The sequence below is a fragment of the Anaerobacillus sp. ABR4_321 genome, assembly GCF_056158505.1.
The window spans coordinates 625,093-645,070 of the sequence record NZ_JBSWTK010000001.1; the positions used below are offsets into that span (position 1 = coordinate 625,093).

The window sequence follows — 19,978 nt, forward strand, 5'->3', positions numbered from 1 at the left end:
TTCATTCCCTGAAAACTAGATAGCACGCAACATCGTATTCCAATATGTTTTAGGTTAAGCCCTCGATCGATTAGTATTCGTCAGCTCCACGTGTCGCCACGCTTCCACCCCGAACCTATCAACCTCATCATCTCTGAGGGATCTTACCAGCTTGACGCTGTGGGAAATCTCATCTCGAGGGGGGCTTCATGCTTAGATGCTTTCAGCACTTATCCCTTCCACACGTAGCTACCCAGCTATGCTCCTGGCGGAACAACTGGTACACCAGCGGTGTGTCCATCCCGGTCCTCTCGTACTAAGGACAGCTCCTCTCAAATTTCCTGCGCCCGCGACGGATAGGGACCGAACTGTCTCACGACGTTCTGAACCCAGCTCGCGTACCGCTTTAATGGGCGAACAGCCCAACCCTTGGGACCTACTTCAGCCCCAGGATGCGATGAGCCGACATCGAGGTGCCAAACCTCCCCGTCGATGTGGACTCTTGGGGGAGATAAGCCTGTTATCCCCAGGGTAGCTTTTATCCGTTGAGCGATGGCCCTTCCATGCGGAACCACCGGATCACTAAGCCCGACTTTCGTCCCTGCTCGACTTGTAGGTCTCGCAGTCAAGCTCCCTTGTGCCTTTACACTCTGCGAATGATTTCCAACCATTCTGAGGGAACCTTTGGGCGCCTCCGTTACTCTTTAGGAGGCGACCGCCCCAGTCAAACTGCCCACCTGACACTGTCTCCGCACCGGATCACGGTGCTGGGTTAGAATGTCAGTACAGCCAGGGTAGTATCCCACCGACGCCTCCACCGAACCTAGCGGTCCGGCTTCTGTGGCTCCTACCTATCCTGTACAAGCTGTACCAAAATCCAATATCAGGCTACAGTAAAGCTCCATGGGGTCTTTCCGTCCTGTCGCGGGTAACCTGCATCTTCACAGGTACTATAATTTCACCGGGTCTCTCGTTGAGACAGTATCCAAGTCGTTGCACCTTTCGTGCGGGTCGGAACTTACCCGACAAGGAATTTCGCTACCTTAGGACCGTTATAGTTACGGCCGCCGTTTACTGGGGCTTCGATTCAGAGCTTCTCCCGTAAGGGATAACCCCTCCTCTTAACCTTCCAGCACCGGGCAGGTGTCAGCCCCTATACATCGCCTTGCGGCTTGGCAGAGACCTGTGTTTTTGCTAAACAGTCGCTTGGATCTTTTCACTGCGGCTCCCCTGGGCTATTCACCCGAGGAAGCACCCCTTCTCCCGAAGTTACGGGGTCATTTTGCCGAGTTCCTTAACGAGAGTTCTCCCGATCGTCTTAGGATTCTCTCCTCGCCTACCTGTGTCGGTTTGCGGTACGGGCACCTCTTTCCTCACTAGAGGCTTTTCTTGGCAGTGTAGAATCAGGGACTTCGGTACTTAAATTCCCTCGCCATCACGACTCAGCCTTCGCGGTGAACGGATTTGCCTATTCACCAGCCTAATCGCTTGGACGCGCATTTCCAGCAGCGCGCTCTCCCTATCTTTCTGCGTCCCCCCGTCGTTCAAACGGAAAGGAGGTGGTACAGGAATATCAACCTGTTATCCATCGCCTACGCCTTTCGGCCTCGGCTTAGGTCCCGACTAACCCTGAGCGGACGAGCCTTCCTCAGGAAACCTTGGGCTTTCGACGGACAAGATTCTCACTTGTCTTTCGCTACTCATACCGGCATTCTCACTTCTAAGCGCTCCACCAGTCCTTTCGGTCTGACTTCGCAGCCCTTAGAACGCTCTCCTACCATTGTCGTAAGACAATCCACAGCTTCGGTGATACGTTTAGCCCCGGTACATTTTCGGCGCAGCGTCACTCGACCAGTGAGCTATTACGCACTCTTTAAATGATGGCTGCTTCTAAGCCAACATCCTGGTTGTCTAAGCAACGCCACATCCTTTTCCACTTAACGTATACTTTGGGACCTTAGCTGGTGGTCTGGGCTGTTTCCCTCTCGACTACGGATCTTATCACTCGCAGTCTGACTCCCGCGGATAAATCGTTGGCATTCGGAGTTTGACTGGATTCGGTAATCCGGTAGGGACCCCTAGTCCAATCAGTGCTCTACCTCCAAGATTCTTGCCGCGAGGCTAGCCCTAAAGCTATTTCGGAGAGAACCAGCTATCTCCGGGTTCGATTGGCATTTCACCGCTACCCACACCTCATCCCCGCATTTTTCAACATGCGTGGGTTCGGGCCTCCATTCAGTGTTACCTGAACTTCACCCTGGACATGGGTAGATCACCCGGTTTCGGGTCTACGACCACGTACTCCTTCGCCCTATTCAGACTCGCTTTCGCTGCGGCTCCGCCTTCTCGGCTTAACCTTGCACGGGATCGTAACTCGCCGGTTCATTCTACAAAAGGCACGCTGTCACCCATTAACGGGCTCCAACTAGTTGTAGGCACACGGTTTCAGGTTCTCTTTCACTCCCCTTCCGGGGTGCTTTTCACCTTTCCCTCACGGTACTGGTTCACTATCGGTCACTAGAGAGTATTTAGCCTTGGGAGATGGTCCTCCCGGATTCCGACGGGGTTTCACGTGTCCCGCCGTACTCAGGATCCGTCTCGGAGGGCAGCGGATTTTGACTACAGGATTGTTACCTTCTCTGATGGACCTTTCCAGGTCGCTTCGTCTATCCGTGCCTTTGTAACTCCAATGAGACGTCCTACAACCCCAGAGGGCAAGCCCTCTGGTTTGGGCTGTTTCCGTTTCGCTCGCCGCTACTCAGGAAATCGCGATTGCTTTCTCTTCCTCCGGGTACTGAGATGTTTCAGTTCCCCGGGTATGCCTTTTACTTCCTATGTATTCAGAAGTAAATACCATCCCATTACGGATGGTGGGTTCCCCCATTCGGAAATCTCCGGATCAAAGCGTACTTACTGCTCCCCGAAGCATATCGGTGTTCGTCCCGTCCTTCATCGGCTTCTAGTGCCAAGGCATCCACCGTGCGCCCTTAGTAGCTTAACCTTAGATTTCGCTAGAAACAGTGTTCTAACGTCATCGGTGCACATCGTTAGATGTGACTAACTAAGTTATAACGCAAAAAATAATAATTATTGGATGTCGTTGTTTGTGCTATCTAGTTTTCAAGGAACATGGCTACTACTTGAATCCGCTTCTTTGCTGCCATGCGCCGAGGAAGCTAACATCGTTAGCGATACTCGCAGACGCAGGCGCACTTCGACTTCATCGAATAGCCTACTTTGAAAGAATACAATCATTCTTTCAAAACTAAACGAAACGCTCATGCAAGTTTGGCAACCAATGTTGCCTCGTAATTCTCCATAGAAAGGAGGTGATCCAGCCGCACCTTCCGATACGGCTACCTTGTTACGACTTCACCCCAATCATTTGTCCCACCTTCGGCGGCTGGCTCCAAAAGGTTACCTCACCGACTTCGGGTGTTACAAACTCTCGTGGTGTGACGGGCGGTGTGTACAAGGCCCGGGAACGTATTCACCGCGGCATGCTGATCCGCGATTACTAGCAATTCCGGCTTCATGCAGGCGAGTTGCAGCCTGCAATCCGAACTGAGAACGGCTTTATGGGATTCGCTTCACCTCGCGGTGTTGCTGCCCTTTGTACCGTCCATTGTAGCACGTGTGTAGCCCAGGTCATAAGGGGCATGATGATTTGACGTCGTCCCCACCTTCCTCCGGTTTGTCACCGGCAGTCACCTTAGAGTGCCCAACTGAATGCTGGCAACTAAGATCAAGGGTTGCGCTCGTTGCGGGACTTAACCCAACATCTCACGACACGAGCTGACGACAACCATGCACCACCTGTCACTCTGTCCCCCGAAGGGGAACGTCCTATCTCTAGGAGTGGCAGAGGATGTCAAGACCTGGTAAGGTTCTTCGCGTTGCTTCGAATTAAACCACATGCTCCACTGCTTGTGCGGGCCCCCGTCAATTCCTTTGAGTTTCAACCTTGCGGTCGTACTCCCCAGGCGGAGTGCTTAATGTGTTAACTTCAGCACTGAGGGTGGAACCCCCCAACACCTAGCACTCATCGTTTACGGCGTGGACTACCAGGGTATCTAATCCTGTTTGCTCCCCACGCTTTCGCGCCTCAGCGTCAGTTACAGACCAGAGAGCCGCCTTCGCCACTGGTGTTCCTCCACATATCTACGCATTTCACCGCTACACGTGGAATTCCACTCTCCTCTTCTGCACTCAAGTCCCCCAGTTTCCAATGGCCCTCCACGGTTGAGCCGTGGGCTTTCACATCAGACTTAAGAGACCGCCTGCGCGCGCTTTACGCCCAATAATTCCGGACAACGCTTGCCACCTACGTATTACCGCGGCTGCTGGCACGTAGTTAGCCGTGGCTTTCTGGTTAGGTACCGTCAAGGTACCGCCCTATTCGAACGGTACTTGTTCTTCCCTAACAACAGAGCTTTACGACCCGAAGGCCTTCGTCACTCACGCGGCGTTGCTCCGTCAGACTTTCGTCCATTGCGGAAGATTCCCTACTGCTGCCTCCCGTAGGAGTCTGGGCCGTGTCTCAGTCCCAGTGTGGCCGATCACCCTCTCAGGTCGGCTACGCATCGTGGCCTTGGTAAGCCGTTACCTTACCAACTAGCTAATGCGCCGCGGGCCCATCCTACAGTGTTAGCCAAAGGCCAACTTTCAACGTTGCATCATGCGATGCTATGTATTACCCGGTATTAGCTCCGGTTTCCCGGAGTTATCCCAGTCTGTAGGGCAGGTTGCCCACGTGTTACTCACCCGTCCGCCGCTGAGAAATGGGAGCAAGCTCCCATTTCTCCGCTCGACTTGCATGTATTAGGCACGCCGCCAGCGTTCGTCCTGAGCCAGGATCAAACTCTCCGATAGAAAAGTTCAATCTAGCTTTAAAACAATGTTTGTTTCCGTAGAAACAATTTCTTGCATGGCGTTTCGTTCAGTTTTCAAAGATCGATTTGTTTCTTTCAATGTCGTTTTCAGCGACTTTATTAATATATCATATTAACTCGTTTGCCGTCAACAACTTTTTAAAACATTTCTTTGCGTCTGCCGTGTCTTATCGGCGACTTCTATAATATTAACAGCACATCGATTAGAACGCAACCCTTTTTGAAAAATTATTTTAGAAAAACAAAAAGGAACTCTTATACGAACGAGTTCCTCTCTCTTTACGCTATTATAATGAGCTGAATAGCAGCTAAAGCAACTAGACCAGGGATTCCTAGAAACCCTGAAATCGCTGCTGTTCCTAAATTGATCGGTACATGGAGGTCAAAGGGTGTTCCGAATGTATTCAAGAAGAATAATAGCAGTGCACCGATGGCGAGCTTGATCAATCCGTGACCAACCCAGCGCATGGGTTTCAAAGGTGCTCCGATGAACAGTAACAGAACAATACATAAAGCAAATAATCCGATGACGAGTTTAGGATCCATAAAAGTCCCCCGCTCTTTTCAAGAATTATTAAAGTGTATGTCTGTCCAAATAAAAAAGAACGGGAAGTTTATGGCTTCCCCATTCTTATTTTTCTACGCTTCGCTTCTTTTAATAGGAAGAAGTACTTGGCTTCATCAAGCTTCAACCGGGCTAGAACAGCTCCAGAAGGTTCCACGCTGCGACCTACTATTTCTTTTTGTTTATTCCAAACTTCTTTTAATTCTTGCAGAGCTTGAATCAAATGCTCATCGGCTTCTTTTCTCAGGTAGCCTTTCCGCTTGAAGAACATATTCTTCCCCCCTGCTGCTATAGTTCACGTCGTCCTTCTAATGCTTTAGAGAGTGTCACTTCATCAGCGTATTCTAAGTCGCCTCCGACAGGAAGACCGTGCGCGATACGCGTGATTCGAATACCCGTTGGTTTAACGAGCCGGGCGATATACATGGCTGTGGCTTCTCCTTCAATGGTAGGATCTGTTGCAAGGATGATCTCAGTAACCTTATCGTCTTGTAGACGCTTCAATAGCTCAGGCACTTTGATGTCCTCAGGACCAATCCCATCAACCGGAGAGATCGCACCATGAAGAACATGGTACAAACCAGTGTAATCTTTCATTTTTTCGATTGCGATAACATCTTTCGCATCTTGTACGACACAAATAACCGTCTCATCTCGATGGCTATCTGAACAAATTCGGCAAGGATCCGTGTCAGTGATGTGATGACAGACTGAGCAATATGTTAATTGACGCTTTGCATTTACTAACGCCTTACCGAAATCCAACACATCATCATCTTTCATTTCTAGCACGAAAAAAGCCAGGCGGACCGCCGTTTTTGGTCCGATTCCCGGCAATTTCATAAAACTATCGATTAGTTTTGATATTGGTTCAGGATAATGCACCTGCATACCCCCTACATTAATCCAGGTATATTAAGTCCCTGTGTGAATTTACCCATGTCTTTGTTTACGAGTTCATCTACATTACGAAGAGCATCGTTTGTTGCAGCAAGGATCAAGTCTTGAAGCATATCGATGTCGTCTGGATCGACAACTTCTTCTTTCACGATTACCTCAAGCACTTCTTTATGACCGTTTGCTTTTACAACGACCATTCCGCCACCAGCAGAACCTTCAACAGTTTTTTCTTTTAGTTCTTCCTGGGCCTTCGCCATATCCTTTTGCATCTTCTGCATTTGTTTCATCATGTTGTTGTTCATGCCACCCATTCCGCGTTTCATAAAACAATTCCTCCTTATTTATAGTTGAATTTTTAAGATTGAATATCGAGTAGATCATCGCCTACAAGACGTCTTGCTTCAGAGACGAGTGGATCTTCACCTGATTGCTCTGATTTTTCACCTTCGCCTGTATCAGGTTCGTCTCTTGTCTTCAGGAATTCGCTACGGATTTGCTGCCAATCATCCTCAACAATTCCTACCATCTCCATCGTTCTGCCAAGCGTTCTTGAAAGGACACTTTCTACAGTCCCTCGTATGTTATCCTTGGCAGCCATCTGGCAGTGCATTTCGTATTGGAACGAAAGCAGGAACGTTTTTTCTGTCGCAGCAACCGGCTCACTGTCTTTTAACCACGCGTGAGCAGACACTTTTTCCTGACGCACGTTTTCCATTACTTCTCCCCAGACACTTTTTACCTTCATGAGGTCCTGTTTCGTTGCCTTTTTGAGGATCTCTTTTATTTTACCATGAGATACACTAGATTTCTGTCTCGATGGTTTAAATTGTTTCTTCGGTTTAGCTTCTTGTTCAGATTCTACTTGCTTGACCTCGATTCCTTTCTGCTTCAACTCGTTGAGTTCACTTTCAAGTTTTTGAATACGGTCAAGAAGGTCACTCTGATCTTGAGTTGCTTGACTATCTGTCTCTTCCTGACAAATTTGAACGAGCGCCAGTTCTAAGAATATGCGTGGGTGATTCGTCCACTTCATCTCTTGCTGATTGCGGTTAAGTGTTTCGATAACCTTGTATACCCACTCTTTCGAACTATTCTTCGCAAGGTGTTGAAACGATTCATCTACCTTCACTCGTTCTTCTACTTCTTCAAGCTGAGGTGCAGTTTGGAAAAGGAGAAGGTCTCTAAAGTAATAGATTAAATCTTCTAAGAACCGCGCTGCATCTTTTCCGTGCTCCATAAGCTCTTCCACTGCATTTAGCGCCTCAGCTACATCTTTCTCGTAAAATGCACCAGCTATTCGAGAGATCATTTTCTGAGACACACTACCTGTGACTGCGAGAACATCGTCAAGAATAACTTCCGCTTCACTATAGGATATTGCTTGATCAAGGATACTTAATGCATCTCGCATTCCTCCATCCGCGGCTCTTGCTACTTGATAGAGGGCATCTTCTTGAACAGCGATCTGTTGTGCTTCGATGATTGTTTGTAATCTCCCTACGATGTCGTGAGCCGTGATTCGTCTCATATCAAAGCGCTGGCACCTTGATATGATTGTTAATGGAATCTTGTGTGGCTCCGTTGTCGCTAGGATAAACACCACGTGTTTTGGTGGTTCTTCAAGTGTTTTAAGTAACGCATTAAATGCTCCCGTCGACAGCATGTGAACCTCATCGATAATGTACACCTTATAAGAAACAGAACTCGGCGCGTATTTCACTTTATCGCGAATGTCTCGAATATCATCGACACCAGTGTTTGAAGCCGCATCGATTTCGATAACATCTGAGATCGAGCCATCTGTAATTCCTAAACATGCTGAGCATTCGTTACAAGGTTCAGCTACTGGCGCTTTCTCACAGTTAATTGCTTTTGCAATAATTTTCGCAGCACTCGTTTTTCCCGTTCCTCGAGGTCCTGTAAACAAATAGGCGTGAGAGATTTTTTGCTGCATCAGTGCATTTTGAATTGTTCGTGTAACATGTTTCTGGCCGACTACGTCTTCGAACGTTTGGGGCCGCCAAACACGATATAACGCTTGATAACTCATTCGCCTACTCTCCTCCTAACCTCTTCATCCTTTTCTATTATACCGTTTCGTTGTTTCTAATTCAAAAAACAATCTTATAATTTATACATGAAAAAACTCACTCTTTAGAGAGTGAGTTGAGCATTTAAGTATTAAAACCGTGCACCTTCCTTCGATAAAGCCACCACAAGCGTTACCTGAACAGTTAGCTCGATCCGGGCACTCCCGCGGCACACAGAGGGAACCTACTTACTGCTGCTTCCTTCCGGACCTGACAGGGTTCGTAGGACTCTGTTGCGCAGGACCCGAATGTCAACACCACTTATTCAGGGCAGACCCTGCAGTAGCTAAACCTCGGGAAGGGATTCAGTCTCGCTGTAGCGGATTGCGAGTACAGGGCACCGCTAATTCCCCACCTAGCACGGCAAATTTGATAACATTTTTAGTGCACGTCTAACGTGCAAAATCTAGTATATCGCATCGAAGCGAAAATATCAATAGATCCAATACTCCAACTTTTGTAAGATGGCGGAGGCGAGAGGATTCGAACCCCCGCGGCGCGTGAACGCCCTAGCTGATTTCGAGTCAGCCCCCTTCAGCCAGACTTGGGTACGCCTCCATCTATCGATTGCAAGAAATAATATAACATCTATGCGTTGTTCGTATCAAACGTTATCTTCTTTCCTTCTGCGCTTTTCTTCCTTCCTCTGTTCTCTTAATGTACGGAAGAATGTCGATAACATCGAGCCGCATTCTTCTTCCATGACACCACACGTTACCTCTGCTTGATGGTTAAAGCGACTATCGTCGAGAAGGTTCATAAGCGTACCGGCACACCCACCCTTCGGATCACTCGCGCCATATACTACTCGTTCAACTCTAGAGAGTACGATCGCACCACTACACATCGCGCAGGGTTCAAGCGTCACATAGAGAGTACACCCTGTTAATCGCCAGCTTCCGGTCACTCTACAAGCTTCATCTATAGCTAAAAGTTCCGCATGCGCGACAGAACGCTGTTCAGATTCTCTTAAGTTGTATGCCGATGCGATCACTTCATTATCTTTTACGATGACTGCACCGATCGGAACTTCCCCAATTGCCTCAGCTTTTTTTGCTTCTTCAATTGCTTTTTGCATAAAATAACCATCGCCGTACTGTGCATCTTCCATTAGAGTAGCTCCTTCTTACAATGTTTTATTTCTTTACACTCTTGGGTAAACTACATACAATTTCCAATTCTATCACCTATTATAAGGAGAGGAGTTCTTATGAGTAAAGAACATACAAAATCCGAACACCAGCAATCATCCGTCGCATTACTATTAATCGATGTTATCAATACAATGGATTTCAAAGGCTCAGAATTACTAGCTAGATATACAGAAGATGCCGCTGATCGCATTGCATCCTTGAAAAAGAGTGCAAAAGAAAACGGGATGCCGGTCATCTACGTGAACGATAACTATGGTATGTGGCAATCGAATTTTAATAAAGTCGTTAACTACGCTGCAGAAGCGAACGGAAAGCACCTAGTCGACCGGCTAGCGCCTGATGATGACGACTACACAGTAGTCAAACCGAAGCATTCTGGCTTCTTTTCAACACCACTTTCTTCCTTATTAAAATATCTAAAAGTACACACCCTTATTCTGACTGGATTTGCAGGGAATATCTGTGTCTTATTCACAGCCAACGATGCATATATGAGGGAATATGAACTATACATCCCAAGTGACTGTAGCGCTTCGAACGTGAAGGAAGATAACGATTATGCATTAAAACTTATGGAAGGAAATCTAAAGGCAAACATCCAACCTTCAACCGAACTAGACCTGAAAGAAATCATGCAAAAAGCTGATGACAAGAACACTGTTACCTCCTATGAAGGATAATGAAGAACCCCCTCTACTATAGAAGGGGTTCTCGTCGATTATGAGCTCGTTTGGAAATAAGCTGGTCTTTGCTCGAAGGCAGCATTCAAATACGTTACCATCAGTTTATCGTCAAACAGCTTACTTCCCTTTCTGAGACTTTGACAATATCCATTTTTAAACTCAAGGCGGTCGATGGTAAATGTATGGTTATACTCACTGCTTACCGTCACTTCGATTGCGCGTTCATCCGCCTTAAAAGAAAGGAACGTATCATTGATTTGAAAACGCACTTCTTCTAGATACTTTGAATGGTATGTACACGTCATACACCGAATGACCTCATAATATCCACCATCCGTAATTGAATGCTCGATCTTGTACCTTTTCAAATCAGAATCGATATACTTCATCACGTCTTGAACTTTTTTAGTAGGGATCGCAAGTTCTACATTCGTCGTTAAAGAACGATAAAAGCGCTTCTTAATTCCTACCTTATAGGATACGAGTCCGATACACCACGTGATAATGAGGACAGGCAGGACATAGGATAGGATCTCTTGCTCAAAAATCGTCCACTCGTAATACCATACAAGAAGTAGCGTAACGATTGAGAAAAGAATTCCAGCAAGTAACGTTTGCGGACGATAATCTCGAAAATCATTCTCAGCACTTGTAAGCTCTGCTTTCAACCACTCAAGCTCGTACAGATCGAAGCGCTGCAGTTCCTTTTGCAGCCACGAAGTATCATTCATCCATCCGTCCGACCTTCTATGATGCAAGAAACCCTTAAAAAAACGATTAATGTTCGAGTTCGTCTCCATCTTACGTTCGATGGTCTGCCGAAATGCGCGGTCATATGCACGTGCTACTAGACTAATGACCTGCACTAGGACCACAAGTGATAGCAATAATAAGAAAAGCTGCCCCCATGGGTTGTCTGAAAATAGGGTTTGCACCCCATCAACCAGTGGAGAAAGCTCGGATTTTAAATTGATACGTACGGCTCGAAACACATCGGCCGCTGCACCTTTCCACTCATCCAACGTGATAGCCTCCCAACCTAGCAATCTTTTATCTCTATCATATCACCTTTACAATTCTTTAGCTTGCATTTTTTAACAATGAACGTTAAATCGTAAACTTTCGTAGAAAAACAAAAAACCGATGAGTGATCACTCATCGGTTATGTCATTACTCGATTCTACTGATTGTAAAGCAGCTTAGACAAACGATTAATGTTCTTTCTGTGCCAAGATCGATATAAGAGAAATAGCCACAGTTTGTTTTTCTATCGATCGTCAGCAAGGTGAACGGCGTCGGCACAAAACTATTGGACACATTTAGAGGTTCACCATTCTCACAGCTAAATAGATAATACTGATCTCGTGGTGGCGAGCCGTCTTGTAATGTGAAGTTTAGCTCTTCACGTTCTCCCGCTTGAATAAATATAGGTTCTGTTTGAGGTTCAAATGATGGTGCAGCTGCGCGTATTAAATAATCACCTTCTGGAAGCTCCATCGAGTACGTTCCATCCTGACGAGTAGAAACTTCCGCGAAGATCTCATTATTTCTCCTCGCAGTGATCGTTGCACCACCGATTGGCTCACCCGTTCTCTCACTCGTTACTCTTCCGAAAAGGATACCTGGGTTTGCTGCACCGAGTACAAAATTAACAGTTCGATCACTGTTAGGTAATAACGTGATGACTTTCTCATCCGGTGTAAATCCAGGCAAGGATGCAACAAAAGTTAATGTTTCTGCTGGAAGATAACCGATTACATAAACGCCCTCTCGACTTGTCACGCCTCTTCCTACAACATTTCCATTGCTGTCAAAAACCGTTACCCCTACATCATTAAGTGCATTTCCATTTTCATCTGTTACGTTCCCTCTAACGATTGATGGGTCACCAGTTAGTAAGAAGTTAACCGTAGTGGTTTCTCCTGCTATGATCGTCAATGCTTTGGCGTTTGAATCGCAGCCGACTGCTAAAGCTCTAATTGAATAACGGCCCGGTGCTAACCCATTGATCACATAGTTCCCGTTTTGGTCAGTAAGTGTGTTCGCGATCGGTACATTCAACTCGTTTAGAACAATAATTGAGACACCTGCTACAAATCTTGATGTGTTCTCGTCTTTCACTCTACCTGAAACAGATCCTGGACTTAAAGATAATGCAAAGTTCACTTCAGCTGTTTCGAGAGGCTCTGCTGTAAATTCTTTTGCCGTTGAGTCATACGTTTCATTTCGAACAACGAGCGTATACTCGCCCGGGTCAAACCCTTCGATTAAATAATTCCCATCACGATCAGTTTGCCCTCTTTGCAGGAAGCCACCGCTTGACGTGACCAACCGAACAAGTGCACCTTCGATTGGCAAGCCGGTTGCTGCATCTCTTACGTTCCCTCTCACGTTAGCTGGAAGTGGAAACAATCCAAGGTTTTGGACAACCATTTCATTGGAGCGTATTTCGATTGAAGCTAAATCACTTCCAAGACCCCCGCCAAATGCAACCACCATATAGATGGCAGGTGTAAGTCCAGTTATTAAATACTCTCCATTTTCGTTTGTTAGAGTAGAAGCGACAAGTTCCCCATCAGGGCTCAACCACCTTAATTCAACGATCGCACCTGAAACTCTTTCTTTCGTTTCTTGATTAACAACGATTCCGCTAAGGCTTCCTGGATTTGGGTTCAGGGCGAAATCAAGGGTAGTTTTTTCATTACTTTCAACGATCGCGCCTGCAAGCTTTATGCCATACTCAGGATGACTGACGATCACTTCATAGACGCCTGAAGGGATATCTGAAACAAGGTACTGACCATCCGGTTGACTGAGTACGGTTGCTATGATCGTACCCGCTTCGTTCATTACCTGTACGTTTGCATTGGGAACCGGCAAGCCTGTTGCTTCGTCTGTAATGCTTCCACCGATGCTACCAGGATTAGGAGTTAATGAAATGGTGACTTCTGATACTTCGTTGGCAACGACATTTACACCTGTAGATCCCGTTCCAAACCCATCCCGTGATGCAGTGACTACCTGAGATCCTGGTGGGATATTTTGAACCGTAAAGCTGCCATCTTCATTCGTGACTCCATTGGCAAGGGTAATATTCGCAGCGTCCTTTATTTGAATAGTTGCTCCAGCGATTCCATTTCCAGTATCCATGTTCGTTACCGTACCAGTTATAATTCCCGCATTACGGAAGAGGGTGATGGTCAACTCACTGACTTCTCCTCCGACGACCGTTACAGGGACAACCTTAGATTGATAACCGTTAGCACTGATGCTTACAAGATATTGACCAGGAGCTAAGTCACTAAAACTAAACTCGCACTCTGGCGAAGCGACGGTAGACTGAAGAAGCAATCCCTTTTCATCAAGCAATCGAACCCCAACCGTATCTGAGATTATTTGATGTCCAGTCTCATCCTGAAGTTTGCCGAAGATTGAACCAGTCGTTCTTCTAAGAAAGAGATCAACTGTCGTTGTTTGATCAGGTTCAACGATGGCCCCAGCTGTTTTCCGTGCATAGGAAGCTTTCGTAGCGGAAACGGTATAACTTCCTGCTTCAAGCCCTCCTACTAAATAACTTCCACCTGTAGTCGTTGCCGTTGTGGCAATGACTAGCCCGTTACTATCAAGGATGTTGACGTTAGCTCCTACGACCGGATTTCCTGTAACTTCATCGAACACCATTCCAGATATTCTTCCTGGATTTAGTCTAAGCACGAAATTAACGACTCTGTTTTGTTCTGCGACGAGCGATACCCCTGTCGATGCGCTGCCCACGTCAGGTGCAGATGTTCCAGGAGCTGACGCTAAAATTCTGTAAGTCCCTGGCTTCAATCCTCCTATTGAATAGTTTCCGTTTTCATCAACTGCACTTGTTCCGATTACAACACCGTTCACATCGATAATTTTAACAACAGCATTTTTGAGTGGCTGCCCATTTTCATCTAGCACAGTACCAGATAGACTAGCAGGGATACCTGTTAATGATAGATTTGTGAGTGTTGTCGCATTTGCCGAAACGGTACTTCCCGTAGAATTTTCAGTGTAGCCAACCGCATTCGCGACGATCGTATACGTTCCTGGAACAAGACCTGAAATCGTATACTCTCCCAAACCATTCGTCGTGGTCGTAGCGATTGGTACAAGATCCTGAGCGAAGAATGCTGTGACCTCTGCGCCGACTAGCCTTGTATTTGTGTCTGCATCGACAATCGTACCAGTAATACTTCCTGGATTTGAGTCTAAGTTGATATTAACGATTTCTGTGTCTCCAGAAGTGACGATGACGCCAATTTCTTGAGTCTGAAAATCTGGGTTTCTCGTCACAACTCTATATTGAAGAGCTTCTAGTTCCGTAAATTGATAGAAGCCATTCTCATCGGTGTTTGTTGTGAAGACAAGCATGCCATCTTGATTAAATAGCTCTACCGTTATTCCGGATAACTCAAGACCTGTATTCGCATTTCTAATCGTACCTTGAATAGCTCCTGGGTCCGGTATCAACTTAATGTCGACTGTTTTGGTTTCACCGCGGCCAACAATTGTTGTTGCCTCTGCAGCACCAAAATCTTCAGCTGAAGCAGTGACCGTATATGTGCTTGCAGATAGAGTATTCACGATATACTCGCCATTAGAGTTCGTAGTCGTAGTAGCGATTACTGGACCACTCGGGGATTGTTCGCGTATAACGATTGTACTTCCAGAAATCGGACTTCCAGTATTAAAGTTAGTGATTCTTCCAGTAATCGTTCCAGGGATCGGTGATAGCGCGAAGCTGAGTACGGTTGTTTCGTTCGGCTCGATACTAAAGCTAGCTGTACGACTTGTAAAACCTTCTGCAGCGACAACTGCTTGGTAGTTTCCAGGACTCAATCCTTCTGTTAAAAACTGTCCAGAGTCATCAGAAGTAATCGTTGCGATTTGTTCTCCATTTTCATTGATTAAGATGACTGCACCAGAAATCGCTTCTCCAGTGTCAACATTCGTAATATAACCTGTCAAAAATCCTAAACTCTGTTCAAGATCAACATTTAGCGTTTTAACTTCTCCTGGCTCAACCACTGTCGTCAAGGATTTCGCACCGAAATCAGTTGCGTTTACGCTTAGTACTACCGTGCCTGCTGGGATGTTTTCTACAATATATTCGCCATTCAAGCCTGAGATCGAAGTTGCGATCGGTAGTCCTTCTGAAGTTGTAAACGTTAGAACAGCGCCGGTAATCCCTTCCCCTGTCGCAGTATTCGTTACCCTTCCTGTAAGAGTAGCAGGTAAAAGTTGAAGAGGAATCGTTACCGTTTCTGTCGCTCCAGCAATAACACTTGCACTCGCTGTGTTTGCAGTATAAGAAGGGGCGGTTGCATTCACATTGTACTGTCCAGGCTGTAGCGCACTAATGAAAAATGTCCCGTCTGAATTTGCAACAAACGTTTGAAGTAAGGCTCCACTAGCACTAAATAACTTGATGCCAATATTATCACCTGTGATTAAATTGCCATCACTATCAACGACTGATCCTGAAATATTCCCTACTAAACTCTCGAGCGTTAACGTTGCGATCGTATTTTCGTTACTCGCAACTACTGCACCGACAAATTCCGTTGAAAAGTTAGTGGCCGTTGCGACTACCGTATAAGAACCAGGGGCGAGCCCTTCAACGATAAATTCTCCAAACTCATTCGTCGTAAGCGTTTTGATTTGATTATTATCAAAGGTTCGAATGATGACAGTGGCACCAGAAATGCCATTCCCAGAAGTGTCGATCACTTGCCCGACGATGGTTCCTGGATCCGGAATCAAGACAAAATCTGCATCCGTTACAGTTTGACCAGGTGTTAATGTGATCCCACCAGTTGTGGAAGCAAAGTCTTGTGCACTGACAATGACTGAAAAAGATCCAGGCGGTAAGTTTCCAATCACATATTGCCCGGATTGGTCCGTTGCACCTGAGCCTAATATACTACCGTTCGTATCGATAATTTGAATAGTAGCATTTGGAATCGGATTGCCACTAGGTTCAGTAATCGTACCGCTCATTTCTGAAGGGTTAGGCTGCATCGTTAAATCAACAGACGTTATTTGATCTGCGACAACCGTGGAACCCGCGGTAGATACACGGTAATTCGGTGCAGTGGCGGAAACAATATATTCTCCGGGAACGAGGTTACTGAACGTAAATTCTCCAGCCTCATTTAGGAGTGTTGTTGCAACAAAAAGGTCATCTGATGTTCTTAGCGTAACCGTAGTACCTTCAACGACAGGAGATACCGTCCCTGAAATGCTGCCCGGGTTACTCTCTAAACTTTGGTTCACGATTGTTGTTTCATTAGGTTCTACGATAGCCCCCGTAGAAGAGGACTGAAAGCCAGAAGCAATTGCTGTAACAGTATAATTTCCTGGTGCTAAACCATTAAACACATAACCTCCATTTGAATCAGTTAAGATCGTTCCTACTAAAAGTCCCTGATCATCAATGATCCTCACAGATACATTACTAAGCGGGTTTCCATCACTATCTGTTACTGTGCCGACAATATTACCCGGTGCAGGCGTAAGTTCAATATCTACTACCGTCGATGCTCCTGGTAATAGGGAAGCAGTAGCTGAGTTCGATTGAAAATCAGCTGCATGCGCAGTAATGTTATAAATTCCTGGTGGAAGATCCGTTACTTCGTATTCTCCATTAAGATTCGTAAATGCAGTTGTTACTAACGTTCCAGCTGCATCAAAAATCTGCACTTCAATCATAGAACCAGTGATTGGAAGGCCAGTATCTCCGTTTATGATTGTGCCTGAAACACTTGAAGGATTTGGCTCTAATGAGAAGTTTACAGTAGTCGTTTGGTCTGAAACGATCGTCGCACCTTTAAATTGACTTTGAAAGTCTTCAGCTGACGCAATAATCGTGTAAGGTCCTGGTGCCAATCCAAGTGCCGTATATCTGCCCTGATCATCTGTGATGACTTGCGTAATAATAGCTTCCGTGCGATCATCGCGAACGGTGATGACAGCTCCAGAAATCGGGTCACCGCTAGATAGCACAGTCCCTCCTAGCGTTCCTGGATTAGGAATAAGAGTTGCATTTGCCCGAGTCACTTCATTCTCAACAACAGATGCACCAACCGTTTCCGTAGAATATCCCACCTTGGAGACAGTGATCGTATAAAATCCTGGACTAAGATTATTGATTTCATACAAACCATTGTTATCCGTTGTAACAGTTGCAACGTGAACATTGTTGAAGAATGCTTCGACTATTGCTCCTGTCAGGACATTCCCATCGTTATCTGTTACCTGACCTGCAATTCCCCCTACTAGTTGATCGAGACTTACGTTAAGTTGTGTTGTTTCGTTTGAACGTATTTTTGTTCCAACAGTCTTCGATCCGTAACCATCGCTTATAAACGTCACACTGTATTGTCCCGGAGCAAGGTTAGAAAAGCTATATGAGCCATCAACAGCAGTAATAGTGGATGCTACTGTAACGCCGCGAGCGTCAACAACTTGAACGGTTGTACCAGGAAGCGGATCAGATGTTGCAGAGTCAGTCACAACTCCCTCCAGTGCCCCGGGGTTTGCAATTAGCTCTACGTTCACGTTCTTTGTTTCTCCAGCATCAAGATTAAACCCAACAACGGATGTTCGATAAAGATCTTTACTTACTCGTAATTGATAATCCCCTGGAGCTAAATCATCGATAACATAATTACCAGAAGCATCAGTCGACACTCTAGCGATTGTCGTTCCGGCAGGATTCAATACCTCCACTAACGCACCGCTCAGTGGGTCACCTGCTTCATTTGTTACAGTGCCTTGTACCGTTCCTGGATTCGGTTCAAGGACAAAGTTTGCAGTCGACGTTTGACCCCCCTTTACCATTACGCCTTGTTCAGCCGACTGAAACCCTGACGCGCTGACAACAACTGTGTAAGATCCTGTCTTTACCGATGGGAAGTTATATTCCCCGCTCGCATTCGTGGTACCTTCATCGATGACGTTTCCAGCAGAATCGACGAGTAAAACAGTAGCATTCGCAATTGCCCCGCCACTTCCATTTGTAACAGTTCCTTCTACGGCTCCTTGGAGCTCCGTTAGAAAAACATCTTTCCTTGTGATCGCTCCTGAACTGACTACCACCGTCTGGATATTTGTAATGAAATTGGGCTTAGAATATTCAATCGTGTATGACCCAGGCGCTATCTCAGTAAGCGAATACTCTCCTCTGTCATTCGTTGTCGTTACAGCAATCGTTGTTGCGCCATCTTTTAGTTCCACGACAACATCCGCTAAAGGAAGACCCGTTGTGTGGTTTTTAACGATCCCGGTAACTCCTCCATTACTAGTTACAGTAATAACCGTCGTAACCGTATCGGATGATATCCTCGCACCAGTGTTACCATCCGTCCCTATCGCTCTTGCTCTTTCAAGAACACGTTCTCCATCCGTCGTGAAGAATCCACTCACTTCAAATTCGAGAACTGCCGTTTCTCCAGGCGGTAAAATTCCAATTTCCCACCCCAGGGTATTTGTGTTCTCATTATAAAACGCATTACCTGTAGAGCTGCTAATGATTGAAAATCCACTCACTAAATCAAACTCGATCACATCTTGCAATTTAACAGTTTTCGCTTTGCTTTGGCCTGTGTTTTCTACAACTAATCTAGCAGTATAGACTGCTTCATCTCCTGCCCCGACTGTAGTAGGACCACTCACTAGTATTTTTTGAAGATCTAGTTTTGCTTTTACGTTAGTATCCTCTACTGAGATCGGATCAGAAAAAGCATCGGTGAACTGAAAACCTTCAGAAATCCTCAAAGAGTCCTTATTGTAGTTATTCGCATTCGTCGAGGTGAACGATATAAGCTGCAGTGGTGTGTTTTCAGTTATGTTTAGAAAATCGAATAAAATGTTGGCTGGTATAAAAAAGTCCAGAAAGACGTTGTTATTCCCACCAAACGTTGTGTCAGCTGGCGTAACCCTCGCAATATCGAAGTTTATGATCGGCTGCGAGTAATTTGGTTTCCCTCTGCCATCGGTTCCTTCAGCCGGATCATTCCATGAGTTGACTTCTTGGTTTGTGTTTTCAATGAGAACGAGCTCCCCACTTAGCCCATCTACAGCTAAAAGCCATTGGTACGTTCCCGGCGGTCCTCCAGTATTGAATAAAACACCCCATGAAAAATTTTGAAAGCCTGTTTTCTTATTATTACGCGGGTCATCGTTTAAACGTAAACGAAAGTAGACATTTGTATCATCATACGCGATGGCGAACGATGGGTTTGATGTATCACCGACTAAATCTACTGCTGCCGGAGATTCATCATTGAACACATCAAAATAAAAACCTGATCCCAAAGGCACGGATGTATATTGATTTTCGTTCGGAAATGACACTATTCTTCCTCCTTAATATTCACTTCCTATAGGTTTATGCATAGAAAGGGTACATGTCGTGGTGGATAGGCCTATATGTGCTCTTAAATTCCATCCTTGTCCCTAGTTGAACAAGCCTGTTTTTTTGAACTCTGGGTATAAAAAAACACCCGAACAAATTTTTGTTCGAGTGTTACTAGATCTATGTATGTTATTAAAAGAATGGCGGCCCCGAGAGGAATCGAACCTCCGACCTGCGGTTTAGGAAACCGTTGCTCTATCCCCTGAGCTACGGGGCCGAATGGATTTTATTATACAATAAAAGGGAATGTATGAAAAGTAATAGCGC

At 45.8% G+C, this 19,978-nt stretch carries 9 protein-coding genes, 2 tRNA genes, 2 rRNA genes and 1 other RNA gene; 1 reads left to right on the forward strand and 13 read right to left on the reverse strand.

Annotation, left to right across the window (positions count from 1 at the left end; all coding sequences use genetic code 11):
* Positions 1-50: 50 nt before the first annotated feature.
* From ACXADT_RS03520 to tadA, 10 genes are all read right to left on the reverse strand, one after another.
* Positions 51-2,980 (reverse strand): 23S ribosomal RNA (locus ACXADT_RS03520).
* Positions 2,981-3,301: 321 nt separating this feature from the next.
* Positions 3,302-4,851, reverse strand: a 16S ribosomal RNA gene (locus ACXADT_RS03525).
* Together the 16S and 23S rRNA genes form the textbook arrangement of a ribosomal RNA operon.
* Before the next feature lie 299 nt (positions 4,852-5,150).
* Positions 5,151-5,417, reverse strand: coding sequence for a pro-sigmaK processing inhibitor BofA family protein (locus ACXADT_RS03530; RefSeq protein WP_270182930.1), 267 nt, complete (start codon positions 5,415-5,417; stop codon positions 5,151-5,153).
* Between the two features lie 68 nt (positions 5,418-5,485).
* Positions 5,486-5,707, reverse strand: a complete 222-nt coding sequence (locus tag ACXADT_RS03535) for a YaaL family protein (RefSeq protein ID WP_270182931.1) — start codon at positions 5,705-5,707, stop codon at positions 5,486-5,488.
* Between the two features lie 17 nt (positions 5,708-5,724).
* Positions 5,725-6,321 (reverse strand): recombination mediator RecR, encoded by a 597-nt coding sequence (gene recR, locus ACXADT_RS03540; protein ID WP_270182932.1) that lies wholly within the window; start codon positions 6,319-6,321, stop codon positions 5,725-5,727.
* Positions 6,322-6,332: 11 nt separating this feature from the next.
* Positions 6,333-6,659, reverse strand: a complete 327-nt coding sequence (locus tag ACXADT_RS03545; protein ID WP_270182933.1) for a YbaB/EbfC family nucleoid-associated protein — start codon at positions 6,657-6,659, stop codon at positions 6,333-6,335.
* 32 nt (positions 6,660-6,691) lie between these two features.
* Positions 6,692-8,386, reverse strand: a complete 1,695-nt coding sequence (dnaX, locus tag ACXADT_RS03550; protein ID WP_270182934.1) for a DNA polymerase III subunit gamma/tau — start codon at positions 8,384-8,386, stop codon at positions 6,692-6,694.
* Between the two features lie 137 nt (positions 8,387-8,523).
* An RNA gene (gene ffs / locus ACXADT_RS03555) (signal recognition particle sRNA large type) lies at positions 8,524-8,790 on the reverse strand.
* 101 nt (positions 8,791-8,891) lie between these two features.
* Positions 8,892-8,984: transfer RNA gene (locus tag ACXADT_RS03560), tRNA-Ser, on the reverse strand.
* 46 nt (positions 8,985-9,030) lie between these two features.
* Complete coding sequence (gene tadA, locus ACXADT_RS03565; RefSeq protein WP_270182935.1) at positions 9,031-9,537, reverse strand: tRNA adenosine(34) deaminase TadA; 507 nt, start codon at positions 9,535-9,537, stop codon at positions 9,031-9,033.
* A gap of 99 nt (positions 9,538-9,636) precedes the next feature.
* Between tadA and ACXADT_RS03570 the strand changes: the two genes are divergently transcribed.
* Positions 9,637-10,260 carry a cysteine hydrolase family protein gene (locus ACXADT_RS03570; RefSeq protein ID WP_474833212.1) on the forward strand — a complete coding sequence of 208 codons (624 nt, stop codon included), beginning with the start codon at positions 9,637-9,639 and terminating at the stop codon, positions 10,258-10,260.
* A gap of 38 nt (positions 10,261-10,298) precedes the next feature.
* Here the strand turns inward: ACXADT_RS03570 and ACXADT_RS03575 are convergent, their stop codons facing one another.
* The 3 genes from ACXADT_RS03575 to ACXADT_RS03585 form a co-directional block, all read right to left on the reverse strand.
* Positions 10,299-11,285, reverse strand: coding sequence for a hypothetical protein (locus tag ACXADT_RS03575; RefSeq protein WP_474809735.1), 987 nt, complete (start codon positions 11,283-11,285; stop codon positions 10,299-10,301).
* A gap of 148 nt (positions 11,286-11,433) precedes the next feature.
* On the reverse strand, positions 11,434-19,650 hold the full coding sequence (locus tag ACXADT_RS03580; protein ID WP_474833214.1) for a carboxypeptidase regulatory-like domain-containing protein: 8,217 nt from the start codon (positions 19,648-19,650) through the stop codon (positions 11,434-11,436).
* 202 nt (positions 19,651-19,852) lie between these two features.
* Positions 19,853-19,928 (reverse strand) — tRNA-Arg (locus ACXADT_RS03585).
* Positions 19,929-19,978 lie beyond the last annotated feature (50 nt).